The sequence below is a fragment of the Methylorubrum rhodinum genome (assembly GCF_014199935.1).
Lineage (GTDB): Bacteria > Pseudomonadota > Alphaproteobacteria > Rhizobiales > Beijerinckiaceae > Methylobacterium > Methylobacterium rhodinum.
This window is the reverse complement of record NZ_JACHOP010000032.1, coordinates 1-15,074: the sequence shown is the minus strand read 5'-3', so window position 1 is coordinate 15,074 and position 15,074 is coordinate 1. Positions and strand designations below refer to the sequence as shown.

The window sequence follows — 15,074 nt, the reverse complement described above, 5'->3', positions numbered from 1 at the left end:
CCGGCGGCCCGAGGCCGAGCTACTCCCGCGCGACACGCCGAGCGGCACGCTCCAGAGATCGAATGCTCAAGACCGCCTTCGTTGCCGCGCGCGACCGTCAGCGCCTCTCCGAGATCGCCTCGGTTCTGATCGGCTTCGGCCTGACCAAGGTCGTGGATCGGCTGGGGCTGCACAACATCCCGCTGATCCCGCGCCGCACGCCACGGGTCGACGTCACCCGTCTGTCCCAGCCCGAGCGCCTGCGCCGCGCCATCGAGACGCTCGGGCCCACCTTCATCAAGTTCGGCCAGATCCTGGCGAGCCGGCCCGACCTGCTCTCGCCGGTCTGGACCGACGAGCTGGAGAAGCTGCACAGCCAGGTGAAGCCGGTGCCGTGGGCGCTGATCGGGCCGCAGCTCGAGGCCGATCTCGGCGCGCCGCCTGGGGAAGTCTTCGCCGAATTCGACGTCGAGCCGATCGCGTCGGCCTCCATCGCCCAGGTCTACCGGGCGCGCCTGCATTCGGGCGAGGAGGTCGTGGTCAAGGTCCTGCGGCCGGGCCTGCGAAAGGTGATCGAGGCCGATCTTCGCCTGATGGCGCACGGCGCCCGCATCGTCGAGGCGGAGTGGCCCGAGATGGCCCGCTACCAGCCCCAGGAGCAGATGCGCCATCTCGCCAACGGCCTCAACGGCGAGCTCGACCTGCTCAACGAGGCCCGCAACTGCGAGATGATCGCCGAGATCTTTTCGGGGCGCGACGATATCGTCATCCCCAAGATCTTCTGGGAATGGTGCTCCGAGCGCGTCCTCGTGCAGGAGTTCATCCACGGCGTCTCGCCCAACGACGCGGCGGCGCTCAAGGCGCTCGGCGCCGACAAGAAGGCGCTGGCGCAGAAGGGGTGCGACGCCTTCCTGCGCATGGCCCTGATCGAGGGCGTGTTCCACGCCGATCCGCATCCCGGCAACCTGCTGGTGATGCCGGACGACCGCATCGGCTTCATCGATTTCGGCATCGTCGGCCGCCTGTCGCAGAAGCGGCGCCAGCAGCTCCTCGTCCTGATCGGCGCCATGCTCAAGCAGGACGTGGACGGGCTGATGGCCACGCTCCTCGACTGGACCGGCACCTCGAATCCGGACCTGACCAAGCTGGAGCAGTCGGCCCAGAACTTCGTCCAGACCCATTCGGCGATTCCGCTCAATCTCGGGCTGGTGCTGACCGACTTCATGACCATGGCCCGCGAGAACGACCTCGCGATGCCGACCGATCTGGCGATCCTGTTCAAGGGCCTCGTCACCGCCGACGGCGTGATGCGCCAGCTCGATCCGAACTTCGACCTGTTCTCCGCCGCCGGCCCCACCGTGCGGGCCAGCATGCGCCAGCAGTTCAACCTGCGCGGCCTGCTGCGCAAGGCCGAGTCGCTCGGCACCGGCCTGTTCGGCGCGGCCTCCGAGCTGCCGACGCTGATCCACCTGATGCTGGTGCGGCTCAAGCAGGGCCGCGTCACCGTCGAGATCGAGCTGAAGGGCATGGACAAGCTCGTGCGCGGCATCGAGCGCGGCGCCGCGCGGGTCGCCGTCGGCCTCGTCGTGGCGGCCTTCGCGACCCAGCTCGCGCCGCGGCTGATCGATCTCGGCACCCCGGTCTTCGTCATCATCGGGCTGACGGTGGCGATGCTCGGCGCCGGCTGGCTGCTGCTGCTCAGTCGCGATCGGTGACCCGGGCCTCGAAAACCGGCGTGAGGAGCCGACGACTGAGATCGGCGGCGTGCTCAAGTTTTCACGTCGTGCGAAAACTTTATTGACCTTTCGCCGCCTTGTAGAGGCGAAAAAATCTGTTAGCGTGAGATACGTACCGAGTCGCGGCTCGCATGGCGGCGCGGCGGGTTCAAGAAGCGGACTTTTCTCAGGTCCGACACCCCGTTGAAGCCCTGGCATCAGACCACGAGGACATCCCGGCTCGCGTGACGCGCTGGCTCGACCCGAGGGCGGGTCGAGGGTGAGCGCGAGGGGGATCGTCATGCGGACCGGCCTGGACGGCGGCTTCGCGCTCGCCGACACCGAGCGACCTTACGGTGACGCGGCGTTCGTGACCGACATCGAGCACTCCTCGGGATCCGAAGCCGATTGCGGCGGCTCCGACGCGAACGCGGTCTGCACGCCGCCCGACGCGTGGCCCGGCTGCGTCGTCGCCAGCGGTCTCGCCGGCACGGTGCCGCATGGGTTCGGCGCCGATCCCCGGGGGGCCGACGAGGCGATCCTCCTCCCCTTCGGCGCGAGCCCGGACGGCGTCGCGCTGCTCGACGACAGCGGTCTCGTCCTCGCCGCCAACCCGCGGGCGATCGGGAGCGGGATGGGTACGGGAGGCCGCGCGTCCTGGCTCGACGGCTGGGACCCGCCCGAGGGCCGTGCCGCGGCGCAGGCCGCGCTCGCAGGCGCCCGAGCGGGCCATCCGGCGCGCTTCCGGGCCGCCGCCGGACCCGCCTGCTGGGACGTGACGGTGACGCCGGTCGCCGGTCCACCCATGCGTTTCCTGGCCGTCGCCCGCGACGTCACCGAGCAGCGGCAGGCCGAGGCGCGCCAGGGCGTGCTGCTGATGGAGATGGAGCACCGCCTCAAGAACACGCTGGCCATCGTGCAAGCGATCGCGACCCAGACCCTGCGCAACGCGCCCTCGCTTCCGGCGGCGGCGGAATCGCTCGGCGCGCGCATGCTGGCGCTGGCCCAGGCGCACGACGTTCTGATGCAGGGCGCCTGGGCCAGCGCGTCCCTGCGCGGCCTCGTCGAGGGGGCGGTGCGGCTGCACGGCGACGGTATGCCCGAGCGCTTCCGCATCGTCGGGCCGGAGGTGACGGTCGGCCCGCGTCCGGCGCTCACGCTCGCCCTGATGCTGCACGAACTCGGCACCAATGCGGGCAAGTACGGCGCCCTGTCGAACGAGACCGGGCAGGTCGCCATCGGCTGGCGGATCGCCGGGCGGGCGGGCGCGGAATGGCTGTGGTTCCACTGGGCCGAGCGCGGCGGGCCGCCGGTGGCGCCGCCGAGCCGCAGCGGCTTCGGCTCCCGCCTGATCGAGCGCAGCCTCGTCCACAGCTTCGGCGGCAGTGCCCGCCTGCGCTATCCCCGCAGCGGGGCCGTGATGGCCCTGGTGGCGCCGCTTTCCGCGGTCGCCGCCGAGGGCGGAGCGGCCTGAGGATCGCGCGTCGTCCGAGAACCGAGGCTCTCGGACGAAACGCGGGTACAGGCGTCGTTTCAGGCCCGGACGGCGGGCTTCGCCTTGAGGGCGGCGGCGAGCGCCTTGAGCTGCCGGTCGAGGTCGGCCAGCTCGTTCAGGGCGATGGTCTTGTGGCCCGCCTTCACCGCGCGCTCGATGTCGCTGACCTGCGAGGAGGCCATGCGCTTGAGTTCGGTCGCGAGTTGTTCCCTGGTCATCGGCGCTCCTTTCATCACCAGGCTCGGTCGTCATCGGTCGCGAACGCGCCCGGCCCCGCCGTGGGCCGAAGCGACGACGGGGCCGGAAGCTTCGCGAGACACCGTGAACCGGTGATAGTCGCTTAGCCTTAACCGGGGGTTTTTACCGGCCGCGCGGCCTTCGTCCTCGTCATACGGCTCGGCCGATGGCGGAACGCCGCCGACATCCGCCGCGGCGTCCCCCCGGGCAAGGGCCGCGACTCCCACCGCCTCCCAACGATCGGGCCGGACGGCCGGGCAGCATCGTCGGCGAACCGCGCGCCATCGTCCGCGCGGCTCGGTGCGATGCGGTCGGAGGCCCGGGTCACGGCCGGTTGGGGTACAGGCCCTGGACCGCGATGCAGGCCGTCATCCCGATCGACGGCGGCTGCGTGGAAATCGGCTGGGAGGCGGGGGCGCTCGCACTGGCCACCGCCACGGAGCCGCCGGTGACGCTCGTCACGTCGAAGCTGAAGGCCGGGTTGCCTTTCGCCGGTATGGTCGCCGTGTTTCCGGAGGCCGGGGCCGTCGACGTGTAGAGGCCCTTCATCGAGTTGCTCGATCCCACGAAGGTTCCGGCATTGGTGAGGTAGACCGTGGACCCGTTCGCCACGGTCGGGGTCGTGGCACTGGCGCTGGTCACGGCGGTCGTGTTCACGCTCACCCCCGCTCCGCCCGCGGAGGTCGGGACGTTGATCGTCTGGGAGCCGGAGGTCGGGGTGAACGCGCTCCCGTGGCTATGCGGCGGGAGCGGCGTCTGGGACGCGTTCAGGAGCAGCGTCTGCTGTCCGAACTTCTGCGCGAGCGCGACCGGCGCGGTCAACCCAGGACCGGTGCCGGTGCCCACCGCGACGCGGCCCCGCAGGTCGGGGATGCCGAAGACGGTGGCGTTGTCGCCGCCGTACCGGAAGCCGACGAGCCCGAACAAGCCCTGATACTCCCTGATCGCAAGCGTTCGGCCATCGGCCGGGAGGTAGCCCATCGGGCACCAATCGAAGGCGAAGACGCACAGCGTACCGAGATAGGGCTCGGTGTTGCAGGCGAGGGCGGGCGCGCTGACGCCGGCGAAGGCCGTGGCCAGCATCGCGGCGCGCAAGGTGGAGCGGAATATCGGTCGCATGGAATCTGATCTCGACGGGGCGGGATGAGAGGGTTCGTCGGCTCGGCATGGATGCGACGACGACCCAGGGCAGCGTTCGGCGCAGTCAGACCAGTCCAGAGTTGCGCCGATACCTTTACGATTTCACGCATGCCGGCGCTCGGGCATGCGGGAGCCGCAACGACCTCGCCGCGACCAGCGATGGCCTTCACCGCGCGACGCTCGGACCGAAAGGCCGCCGCCGGCCGACGGCGGAATGCGACCGATACACGCGATCGGAGCGTCAGCTCCCTGTTTCGTTGCGTGTGTTCCGGCGGCGACATCGTGCCCCCCGGTCACATGGTAGGATGGCCTGTCAAGGAATCGGCCCGCCCATCGCAATGGGAATTCGTCACGGGAGCCGAGCCCGGCCTCGCAGGCGACTGTTCGCGCACCAAACAGGATTCATCGCATGTCGGGTCCGACGCAGAAATTCCAGCACCGCTTCGCGCTCTTTACGTCGAATGGATATCATTACACGCTTGCCGTGTATAACGACGCTCATACGATCTCCGACACCGACGATTCCGCCGGGACACCCGACAACCGTGCTCAACTCGGCGACATTTTTCCAGATTATTTTTCCGGGACACGGTTGTCCAACAACGCCGTCATCAATCTAAAATATTTTGGCAGAGTCGCGAATGGGCTTGTGGGGCGCGATCTGAACAGTCAAAATCTTTATCTTTATACGAACACAGATTATCAAGATGGGACGAAGTTCAAGATCGGCACGGAGTTCAAGTATTCCGACACGTCCGACGGCACCACGCAATGGAGCATTACCTGCTACGCCTCCGGCACCCTGATCCGCACGAGCCGGGGTGACATGGCCGTCGAGGCCCTCGCCGTCGGCGACCTCGCCGTCACCGCCTCCGGCGCGGCGCGCCCGATCCGCTGGATCGGCCACCGCACCGTCGAGACCCGCCGCCATCCCGAACCGGCGAGCGCCTACCCCGTGCGCATCGCGGCCCACGCCTTCGGCGAAGGGCGTCCGGCGCGCGACCTCCTGGTCTCGCCCGCCCATGCCATCGCCGTGGACGTGCTCGGCGAGGTGCTGATTCCCGCCTGTCGGCTGATCAACGGCACCACGATCACGCAGGAGGCGGTCGAGCGCGTCACCTACTGGCACATCGAACTCGACAGCCACGACATCCTCCTGGCCGAGGGACTGCCGGCGGAGAGCTATCTCGATTGCGGCAACCGCCGTTTCTTCGCGGAGGCCGATATCACCGATCTCGGCGCCTCCCCGGACGCCCGGCCGGACGGGACGCGCTCCTCCTGTCGCCCGTTCCACGAGGACGGCCCCGTGGTCGATCTGGTGCGCGTTCGCCTGCGCGACCGGGCCGAGGCGCTCGGCTGGCGGATCGAGGCCGCGCCGATGGCCGACCTGCACCTCGTGGCCGGGGACCGGGTCGTGCGCCCCGATGTCGAGGGTCTGACCGCCCGCTTCGTCCTGCCCGCCGAGACCGGCGACCTGCGCCTCGTCTCGCGGACCAGCGTGCCGGCCCATGTGCTGCCGGGCGCGGGCGACGCGCGCCGCCTCGGCGTGGCGCTCGCCGCCCTCGCCGTCGATGACGGCCTCGGCGCGGTCCGCGCCATCACCCTGGACGACCCGCGCCTGGAGGCGGGCTTCCACCCCCTCGACGGGGATGGCACCGCGACCTGGCGCTGGACCGACGGCGCGGCGCTTCTCCCCGCCTCGCTCTGGCAGGGCTGCCGGGGCACGGTGTTCCTCCGCGTGACCCTGGCGGGCCCGGCGCTGCCCCGCTGGGTCGCCCCGCCGGAGCCAGTCGAGGCCCGCCGGGAGGCCTGACGCCGGGCGACGCTCGCCCGCCGGCAGCACCGCCCCCTTCGTCCGGCTCGGGCCCCATGTCGGACCGGTCGAGCGCAGGGCCCGCCCGCGGATGGTGAGGGTCGGCCGGGGCGTATGCGTGGCGATCACCACGGTCCGGATCGTCACGCAGGTGTATCGCAGCGTCGCGCCGGACCGCCGGGCGTGACCCGCAAGGGAACACCGCCGAGGAACTTGGCCGTCCGCCTCCGGGGTTCCCGCCGCGATCATCCTACGGGATGGCGGCTCGATCCGGGGAAGGACGTTCCATGAAGGCGCTGTGCTGGCACGGCAAGGGCGACATCCGCTGCGACACGGTGCCCGATCCGACGATCGAGGATTCGCGCGACGTCATCATCAAGGTGACATCCTGCGCGATCTGCGGCTCGGACCTCCACCTGATGGATGGGCAGATGCCCACCATGAAATCGGGCGACGTGCTCGGCCACGAATTCATGGGCGAGGTGGTCGAGACCGCGCCGGGCTTCACGAAGTTCAGGAAGGGCGACCGCATTGTCGTGCCCTTCAACATCAATTGCGGCGAGTGCCGCCAGTGCAGGCTCGGCAACTGGTCGGTCTGCCAGCGCTCGAACCGCAACGCCGAGATGGCCGCCGCCCAGTTCGGCTACACCACGGCGGGCCTGTTCGGCTATTCGCACATCACCGGCGGCTACTGGGGCGGACAGGCCGAGTACGTCCGCGTGCCGATGGCCGACGTGGCGCCGATGAAAGTGCCGGACGGGATGGACGACGAGTCGGTCCTGTTCCTCACCGACATCCTGCCGACCGGCTGGCAGGGCGCCGAGCATTGCGAAATCCAGGGCGGCGAGATCATCGCCGTGTGGGGCGCGGGGCCCGTCGGCCTGTTCGCGATCCAATCGGCCAAGATCATGGGTGCCGAGCGCATCATCGCCATCGACACCGTGCCGGAGCGCCTCGCGCTCGCCCGCAAATACGGCGCGACCGACATCATCGACTACGCGCAGGACGACGTGTTCGCGCGCATCAAGGAGATTAGCCGGGGCGAGGGCGCCGACGCCGTGATCGACTGCGTCGGCATGGAGGCTTCCGCTGGCCACGGCCTCTCCGGCGTGATCGCGACGCTGCAGGAGAAACTCACCTCGACGGAGCGGCCCTACGCGCTGACCGAGGCGATCAAGGCGGTGCGCCCCTGCGGCATCGTCTCGGTGCCCGGCGTCTATGGCGGGCCGATTCCCGTCAACATGGGCTCGATCGTCCAGAAGGGCCTGACGCTGAAGAGCGGCCAGACCCATGTGAAGCGCTACCTCGAACCGCTGACCAAGCTGATCCAGGAGGGCAAGTTCGACACCGCCTCCCTGATCACCCACCGCTCGACCGACCTCGCCGACGGCCCGGACCTCTACAAGACGTTTCGGGACAAGAAGGACGGCTGCGTGAAGGTGGTGTTCCACCCGAGCTGATTTTGCGGGGGTTCGAGAGTTTGTTCGGCTCGGATCGTCGTGTCGGAGCCGATCCGATGCTGCGATGCCTCCAACCCTCACCCTCATCCTGAGATGCGGAGCGAAGCGGAGCCTCGAAGGAGGCCTCCAGGGATCGCTGCGACCTCCGGACCCCTCCTTCGAGGCCGCTTCGCGTCAGTTCGGGATGAGGGACTTGGTTGGGACGAGGCCGTCCGGATTCCAAGCCAAACAGCGAGAAATCGGGGCACATCATGGCGGGCGGCCGCCGCCGCCAAGACTCGCTTCTCTGCGCGGGCGATCGGCGATGCGTCGTGATCATCGCCGATCGGCATCAGACGAGCGCATGCCGATGCTCCACCGTGAACACGCGACATTCATGGAAGACGCGGCGGTTACAGTGTCGGCACTGAGGGCCGACCGGGACGCTACTTATCCGGAACCGGACAGATTCCGGTACTTCCGTCCCGGCGGCGTCTTCCCGTCCTCGATCAAGCAACCGAGATGCACCTGCGCATCCCACGTCGGCCGTTGCACTGTCCTCGCCGCCCCCGACACGGAGTTGCAGGCGATCAGACGGCGCGCAGACCTCGATCGACCTCCGACGCCCGAGCCTCAACACAGTTCGTAAAGAAATCACGCATGCGCGGAACTTCGGCGCGACTTGCGCGTAAAAAGTTCCACGACGAGGGCCGCTATATCGGCAATCCAGCCATGGGCTGCCGTCATATTCTCGCCTCTTGTTCGCGTATGGTGCCGACATCTCACGGATCGATGGTTCGGGGCGCGAGCGACGGCGCATCCGGTCACCTCACCCTCGTCGCTGCACCGGATCACGCATGTCCAAGCTCGCCCTGTCGGCCGCCCTGGCTGCCCTGCTCGCTTCGCCGGCCGTGGCAGGCGGGTTCGACGGCACATGGTCGGTCCAGCTCGTGACCGAGAGCGGGTTGTGCGAGGCGCAGTACAGCTACACCCTGAGCGTTCAGGACGGTCAGGTCCGCCCGGTCACCACCGCCTCGACCAACGGTGCGACGGTCTCGGGCCGGGTGGGGTCGGACGGCAGCGTCGGCCTCACCGTCGCGACGGCGGCGGCCAACGGCACTGCCTCGGGCCGGCTTCAGGTGCGGGGCGGCTCCGGCACGTGGCGTGTCTCGGGCGGCCTCTGCACCGGCCGCTGGACCGCCCGCCGTCACACCATGCGGACCGCGCAGGCGGAGTGATCCGCCCGCCTATTCAATATCAATCGATGATGATCAGGAGCATCATCGATTGCCCCGCGACGGCGGGGCGGCGGTCTTCCACCGGACGCGCGGAGCAGGACCGTCGGTCTTGTTCCGCGCAACTCAGTAAAAGCCTTAAACGCCCGCTTCCAGCCAAGCGCGCGCCTCGGCGATCCGGGCGCGCTCGAACACCTTGATCTGTACCGGCGAGACGAAGCCGAAGGTCTCGGCCACCGCCCGCAGCCAGGTCGCGTCGGTGACGAGCGCCACGTGGCTCACGCCCTTCATCATCGAGAGGCCGAAGCGCGGGTCCTTGAAGAAGGCCGCCGGCTCCATGCCCTCGAAGGCGCGCACGTCCTCCAAGAGCTTGAGCTTGCCGCCCTTGTCGAGGTCGGCCTTCATCGCGGCCATGACCGTGTTCATCTCCTCGTCGGAAATCTTGCCGTCGACGACGATCTCGGCGATCGCGGAATCGGGCTTCTTCTCGTAGGTCAGCAAGGCGCGGCGCTCCTCCAAGATGGCGCCGGCGCGAGGGACCCGCGCCGGCCGCGCGGGAGCCTGCTTATAGGAAACTCTGCGGGTCCACGTCGATTGCGACCTTGAGATTACCTCGGGGCTTGGGCCCCCGCGCCAGCCAGTCGCGCAGATAGCTCTGCACGTCGATGCCGCGCTCGGTCTTCACGAGCAGCCGGAACCGCCAGCGCCCGCGCACCAGGGCCAGCGGGGCTTCCGCCGGCCCCAGCACCATGACGCCCGGCGGCGGATCGGCGGCCCGCGCCAGCGCCTGCCCGTGCGCCTCCGCCTTCTCCCGCTCTTCCCCGGAGACGATCAGCGCCGCCAGCCGCCCGAACGGCGGCAGCCCCGCCGCCTCGCGGGCACCGATCTCTTCCTCGTAGAAGCGCTCGGCGTCCCCCGAGAGCAGGGCGGCGATGACCGGATGGTTGGGCTGGTAGGTCTGGACCAGCGCACGCCCCGGCCGCTCGCCGCGCCCGGCGCGACCCGTCACCTGCTGGAGCAACTGAAACGTCCGCTCCGCCGCCCGCGGATCGCCGGTGGTGAGGCCGATATCGGCGTCGAGCACGCCGACCAGCGTCAGGTGCGGGAAGTTGTGGCCCTTGGCGACCAGCTGCGTGCCGATGACGATGTCGCACTCGCCCGCCGCCACCGTCTCCAACTCCTGCCGCAACCGCTCGGCCCCGCCGGGAAAGTCGCTCGACAACACGACGATGCGCTTGTCGGGAAACAGCGCGGTGGCTTCTTCCGCGATGCGCTCGACGCCCGGCCCGCAGGGGGTGAGGTGATCGAAGGCGCCGCACTCGGTGCAGGCCTCGGGCTTGGGCTGCGCGTAGCCGCATTGGTGGCACACCAGCGCCCGGCGGAAGCGGTGCTCCACGAGCCAGGTCGAGCAGTTGCGGCACTGGTAGCGGTGGCCGCAGGCCCGGCACAACGTCAGCGGGGCGTATCCGCGGCGGTTGAGGAACAGCAGCGCCTGCTCGCCCTGGGCCAGCGTCGCCTTCACGGCATTCACCATCGGCGGCGACAGGAAGCGGCCGATCTCCGGCTTGTCCAGGCGCATGTCGATCGCCGTGATGTCCGGCAGCGGGCGGCCGCCGAAGCGGCCGGGGAGCGAGACGTGGCGATAGCGCCCGCTCTGCGCGTTCACCAGCGACTCGATCGAGGGCGTGGCCGAGGCCAGCACCACCGGGCAGCGCTCAAAGCGCCCGCGCACCACCGCCATGTCGCGGGCGTGATAATGGACGCCGTCCTCCTGCTTGTAGGCGCTCTCGTGCTCCTCATCGACCACGATCAGGCCGAGCTTAGCGAAGGGCAGGAACAGCGCCGAGCGGGCGCCCACCACCACCGAGACGTCGCCGGACGCCACGCCCGCGCGGATGCGCTCGCGCCGCTTGCCACCGATGCCCGAGTGCCACGTCGCGGGCCGCACGCCGAAGCGGCCGGCGAACCGGTCAAGAAACTGCGCGGTCAGCGCGATCTCCGGCATCAGCACCAGCGCTTGCCGCCCCTCGCGCACGCACTCGGCCACCGCCTCGAAGTAGACCTCGGTCTTGCCGGAGCCGGTGACGCCTTCGAGGAGGATCGTCCCGCCGGTCTCGGCCGGGGAAGGGGAGGGGGGAGCGATCAGGTTGCGCGCGGCCTCTGCTTGCGCCTCCGACAACGGCACCCGCGGATGATCGGGATCGGGCGGCAACGCCACCGGCTCCGGCACAAGGGCCACCGCCTCCAGCGCCCCGTCGTCGATCAAACCATCGACCACACTGAGCGACACCCCCGCCTCCTTGGCGAGCGCGCTCTTGCCCCGCACCGCCCCATCGGCGGCGACCGCCAGCACCTTGCCCCGCGCCGTCGTCGGCCGGGAGGCCGGGCGGCCGGAGGCGCGCACGCCGATGCGCGAGGTCTCGCGCTGCGCCGCCTCGTCGGGCAGGCGCAACGCCATGGCGAGCGCCGAACCCTTCGGGGCCAGGGTGTAGCGGGCGAGCCAATCGACCAGTTTTCGCAGCGGGTCGGACAGGGGAGGGGCCTCGATCCGCCCCGTCACCGGCCGCAAGTTTCCGCCGGACGCCCGCTCCTCGACGCCCCAGACCACGCCGATGGTCTCGCGGGGCCCGAGCGGCACCTGCACCACGTCGCCGGCGGCCAGCGTCAGGCCGGGCGGCACCGCGTAGCTGTAGGCGGTGTCGAGCGCCAGCGGGATCAGGATGTCGGCGACGGCGGGCATGGCATCACGGCTTTTCGCATTCTCGTTCTATATATGTCCCGCCTTATCCTGGCGACTGTCGCGCCGCAGCCGATACGCGACCGGCACCGCCAGGAGGCTCAACCCGCTCATGGCCCAGAACGCGGGCAGTCCCAAGCGGCCGTAAAGCGGCCCGGCCGCGAGCGTCACCAGCGCCGAGGCGAGACCGAGGCCGAAGCTGCCGTAAACGGTGAGCGCCGTGGCCCGCAGCCCCTCCGGCACGGCCCGCGCGACGATCCGCAGGCAGGCGAGGTGCAGCAGCGCGAAGGTGAGCCCGTGCAGCGCCTGGATCGCGACGAGCGCGGGCAACCACGTCGTCTGCGCCTGCACCGCCCAGCGCAGGGCCCCGGCGAGCGCGGCGAGTTCCAGCGCGCGGGCCGGCCCGATCCGTTCGAGCAGCCGCGGCCCGAGCCAGAGGAACACGAAAACCTCGACCGCGACCGCCTCCGCCCAGAGCAGGCCCGCCGCCCCGGTCCCGATCCCGGCCCCGGTCCAGGCGATCACCGCGAAGGCGTCGTGCATCGCGTGCGCGCCGATCACCAGGGCGGCCGCCAGCACGAGGCGGCGGAAGACGCCGATCGCGAGCAGCGCGCGAAAGCCGCCCGCCGCCCCTCCCGTCACGGAGGAGGATGTCGGCGCGAACCGCAGCGTCGTCAGCGCGGCGGCACCGAACAGGACCGCGCAGACGGCCAGCCCCGCTCCGTCGCCGAGGCGGCTCACGAGCCATCCGGTCAGCACCGTCGTGACGATGAAGGCGGCCGAGCCGGCGCCGCGGATGCGCCCATAGGCAGCCCCGCCGTTCCTGACCGACAGCACCAGCGCGTCGGCGAGCGGGCTGAGCGCCGCGCTCGCAGCGGCCTGGATCAGCACGAGGACGACAAGCACCGCCACGCTGCCGCTTCCGAGCAGAGCCAGGGTGAGCCCGCCCGACGCCGCGAGGCCCAGGGCCAGAACCCCGCGCACGGCGGCATGCCGATCCGCGAACCGCCCGGTCGGCGGGCCGGCCACGAGCCGCACCAGCATCGCGGCGGCGAGCAGCGTCCCGATCTGCGAAGCCTCGAACCCGCGCGACGCGAGGGTGGCCGGCAGGAACGGCGAGAGCGCGCCATACCCGCCATAGAGCGCCGCATAGAGCGCGACCGCCCGCCCGATGCTGCCCTCAGCCACGAATTCCCCCGTTTCCCCATCCCGATCTGGCGCACGGCACCGTGGCCGGAAGGGGAGGGGGGCCGGACCCGTGAGAGATTGCCGATTTCCTTCCCGCGACCGACTGCCCTCCGCCCTGAAACTGGTCTAAGGAGCGTGCTGCCGACGATCCCGTGCCGTGGCCGTCGGCCGCGCGGCCGTCTCGTGATGCCGGTCCCGCGGTGTTCCGCGAGAAAAGGTTTTCCGTCGGCCATGAGCAGCCCCAGCACCGGACCCGGCAACGAGGGCGCGCCGCTGCGCCCGCAATCGCAGCTCGTCACCGTGTTCGGCGGCTCCGGCTTCCTCGGCCGCCACGTGGTGCGGGCGCTGGCCAAGCGCGGCTATCGCATCCGCGTCGCGGTGCGCCGGCCCGACCTCGCGCTGTTCCTGCAGCCGCTCGGCAAGGTCGGCCAGATCGTGGCCGTGCAGGCCAACCTCCGCTATCCCGATTCGGTCCGCCGCGCGGTCGAGCATTCGGACATCGTGATCAACCTCGTCGGCATCCTGCAGGAGCAGGGGAGCCAGCGCTTCACATCGCTCCAGACCGAGGGCGCCGGGACCATCGCCCGGGCCGCGGCGGCGGTCGGCGCGCGGGTGATCCACGTCTCCGCCATCGGTGCCGACGAAGCCTCGCCCTCGCTCTACGCCCGCTCCAAGGCGGCGGGCGAGGCGGAGGTGTATCGCGCCAGCCCCGACGCCGTCATCTTCCGGCCCTCCCTGCTGTTCGGCCCCGGCGACGGCTTCTTCAACCGCTTCGCCGGGCTCGCCACCTTCCTGCCGGCGCTGCCGCTGGCCGGCGCGCAATCGCGCTTCCAGCCGGTCTTCGTCGGCGACGTCGCCGAGGCGATCGCCCGGGCCGTGGACGGCAACGCCGAGGGGGGCAAGGTCTACGAACTCGGCGGGCCGGAGGTGAACACGCTCGAATACTTCGTGCGCTACATGCTCGACGTGATCATGCGCCGCCGCGCGGTGATCGACCTGCCCGAACCCGCGGCCCGGCTCCAGGCCCGCCTGTTGGAGATCGTCGACACGCTCACCTTCGGACTTCTGCCGCCGAGCCTCAAGCTCACCCGCGATCAGGTCACGTTGCTCCAGAGCGACAACGTCGTCTCGGAGGCCGCGAAGTCCGAGGGACGCACGATCGAGGGGCTCGGCATCGTCCCGACCGCGGTCGAGGCAGTGGTGCCCGGCTACCTCTGGACCTTCCGCAAGGCCGGCCAGTTCGCGCAAGGCCGCGGCACCGAGGCGATGGCCGCGGTGCCCGACCTGATCGCGTCGCGCACGGAAGCGCCGGAATCGCAGCACCATCCCGCCCGTGCCAGTGGCCCGGCGATCGGCGCCGACGCCGCGGGCCCGAGCCGGATGGGCCAGCGCTGGGGCACGCGCGCCTGAGGACGCGCACTCCCTTTTCGGATGGGCCTTCCACTGCGCCAGAAAGGCCTCTGACCGCCTCCTTCGCATTTTTCTCGTTTTTTCGATTGACGGGGCGGGCGGGCCCTCGTAGAAGCACCTCACCGACGGGGCGCGGCTGCCCACCACACGGTGGCGCGGCGGCCTTGAGGTGTTCGGGACTGTTTGAGCGGCACGGCTGATCCGGGCGACTGGATCGGACGATCGCTGTCCTTCGTGTCCCGGATGTGTCGATCGGATGACGGTTGACAGGACGGTTCGCCGGCTCTAGACGCCACGGACCGCTCGGACGGGGCTCCTGCCGGTGACACGATCGCCGGGTCGACGAGGCCGCCGCGGTACTATCGCTGAAGACGGGGCTGATCGGGCCGGGCAACCGGGACGATGGCGCGTCGGCAGCAGGAGGTTGCACTTCGGGTGTAGGCTTCTTCGCTCTTTGACAAGTAGATATCGAGAAAGAGAAACGCGGGCGGCTTGTTCATGTCCTTGCGGGTTCGGCTGGAAGGCTGAACCGTGAGAGTATGAGGCTGACCGACGTTTCGGAGCTCACCGGGCTTTGGTGGAAACGCCAGGGTCACGGATGTGAGCACTCCGTTTATGTTGTGATCAGCTGAGATCTAACTCTTCAACTTGAGAGTTTGATCCTGGCTCAGAGCGAACGCTGGCGG

General features: G+C 70.0%; 11 protein-coding genes. 6 read left to right on the top strand and 5 right to left on the bottom strand.

What is annotated here, in order from left to right:
- Positions 1–62 precede the first annotated feature (62 nt).
- On the top strand, positions 63–1,694 hold the full coding sequence (locus HNR00_RS23315; protein ID WP_183573583.1) for an ABC1 kinase family protein: 1,632 nt from the start codon (positions 63–65) through the stop codon (positions 1,692–1,694).
- Between the two features lie 301 nt (positions 1,695–1,995).
- Positions 1,996–3,168: a sensor histidine kinase gene (locus HNR00_RS23310; RefSeq protein ID WP_210306658.1), complete on the top strand. Its 1,173-nt coding sequence runs from the start codon at positions 1,996–1,998 to the stop codon at positions 3,166–3,168.
- A 59-nt stretch (positions 3,169–3,227) separates the two neighbouring features.
- Here HNR00_RS23310 and HNR00_RS23305 read toward each other — a convergent pair whose 3' ends face one another.
- Both HNR00_RS23305 and HNR00_RS23300 read right to left on the bottom strand, forming a co-directional pair.
- Complete coding sequence (locus tag HNR00_RS23305) at positions 3,228–3,407, bottom strand: hypothetical protein (protein ID WP_183573581.1); 180 nt, start codon at positions 3,405–3,407, stop codon at positions 3,228–3,230.
- Between the two features lie 343 nt (positions 3,408–3,750).
- On the bottom strand, positions 3,751–4,545 hold the full coding sequence (locus tag HNR00_RS23300) for a phage tail protein (protein WP_183573579.1): 795 nt from the start codon (positions 4,543–4,545) through the stop codon (positions 3,751–3,753).
- A 670-nt stretch (positions 4,546–5,215) separates the two neighbouring features.
- Here HNR00_RS23300 and HNR00_RS23295 point away from each other — a divergent pair.
- From HNR00_RS23295 to HNR00_RS23285, 3 genes are all read left to right on the top strand, one after another.
- On the top strand, positions 5,216–6,379 hold the full coding sequence (locus tag HNR00_RS23295; protein ID WP_183573576.1) for a Hint domain-containing protein: 1,164 nt from the start codon (positions 5,216–5,218) through the stop codon (positions 6,377–6,379).
- A 287-nt stretch (positions 6,380–6,666) separates the two neighbouring features.
- Positions 6,667–7,839 (top strand): zinc-dependent alcohol dehydrogenase, encoded by a 1,173-nt coding sequence (locus HNR00_RS23290; RefSeq protein ID WP_183573574.1) that lies wholly within the window; start codon positions 6,667–6,669, stop codon positions 7,837–7,839.
- A gap of 836 nt (positions 7,840–8,675) precedes the next feature.
- Entirely contained in the window at positions 8,676–9,056 is a 381-nt protein-coding gene (locus HNR00_RS23285; protein WP_183573572.1) for a hypothetical protein, read from the top strand.
- Between the two features lie 135 nt (positions 9,057–9,191).
- Here HNR00_RS23285 and HNR00_RS23280 read toward each other — a convergent pair whose 3' ends face one another.
- From HNR00_RS23280 to HNR00_RS23270, 3 genes are all read right to left on the bottom strand, one after another.
- Positions 9,192–9,554 (bottom strand): SpoIIAA family protein, encoded by a 363-nt coding sequence (locus HNR00_RS23280; protein ID WP_183573570.1) that lies wholly within the window; start codon positions 9,552–9,554, stop codon positions 9,192–9,194.
- Positions 9,555–9,618: 64 nt separating this feature from the next.
- On the bottom strand, positions 9,619–11,793 hold the full coding sequence (locus tag HNR00_RS23275) for a primosomal protein N' (RefSeq protein WP_183573568.1): 2,175 nt from the start codon (positions 11,791–11,793) through the stop codon (positions 9,619–9,621).
- A 27-nt stretch (positions 11,794–11,820) separates the two neighbouring features.
- A complete protein-coding gene (locus HNR00_RS23270) occupies positions 11,821–12,978 on the bottom strand; it encodes an MFS transporter (RefSeq protein WP_183573566.1) in 1,158 nt (385 codons plus the stop codon).
- Positions 12,979–13,209: 231 nt separating this feature from the next.
- Here HNR00_RS23270 and HNR00_RS23265 point away from each other — a divergent pair, with 231 nt between their 5' ends.
- On the top strand, positions 13,210–14,388 hold the full coding sequence (locus tag HNR00_RS23265) for a complex I NDUFA9 subunit family protein (RefSeq protein ID WP_183573564.1): 1,179 nt from the start codon (positions 13,210–13,212) through the stop codon (positions 14,386–14,388).
- Positions 14,389–15,074 lie beyond the last annotated feature (686 nt).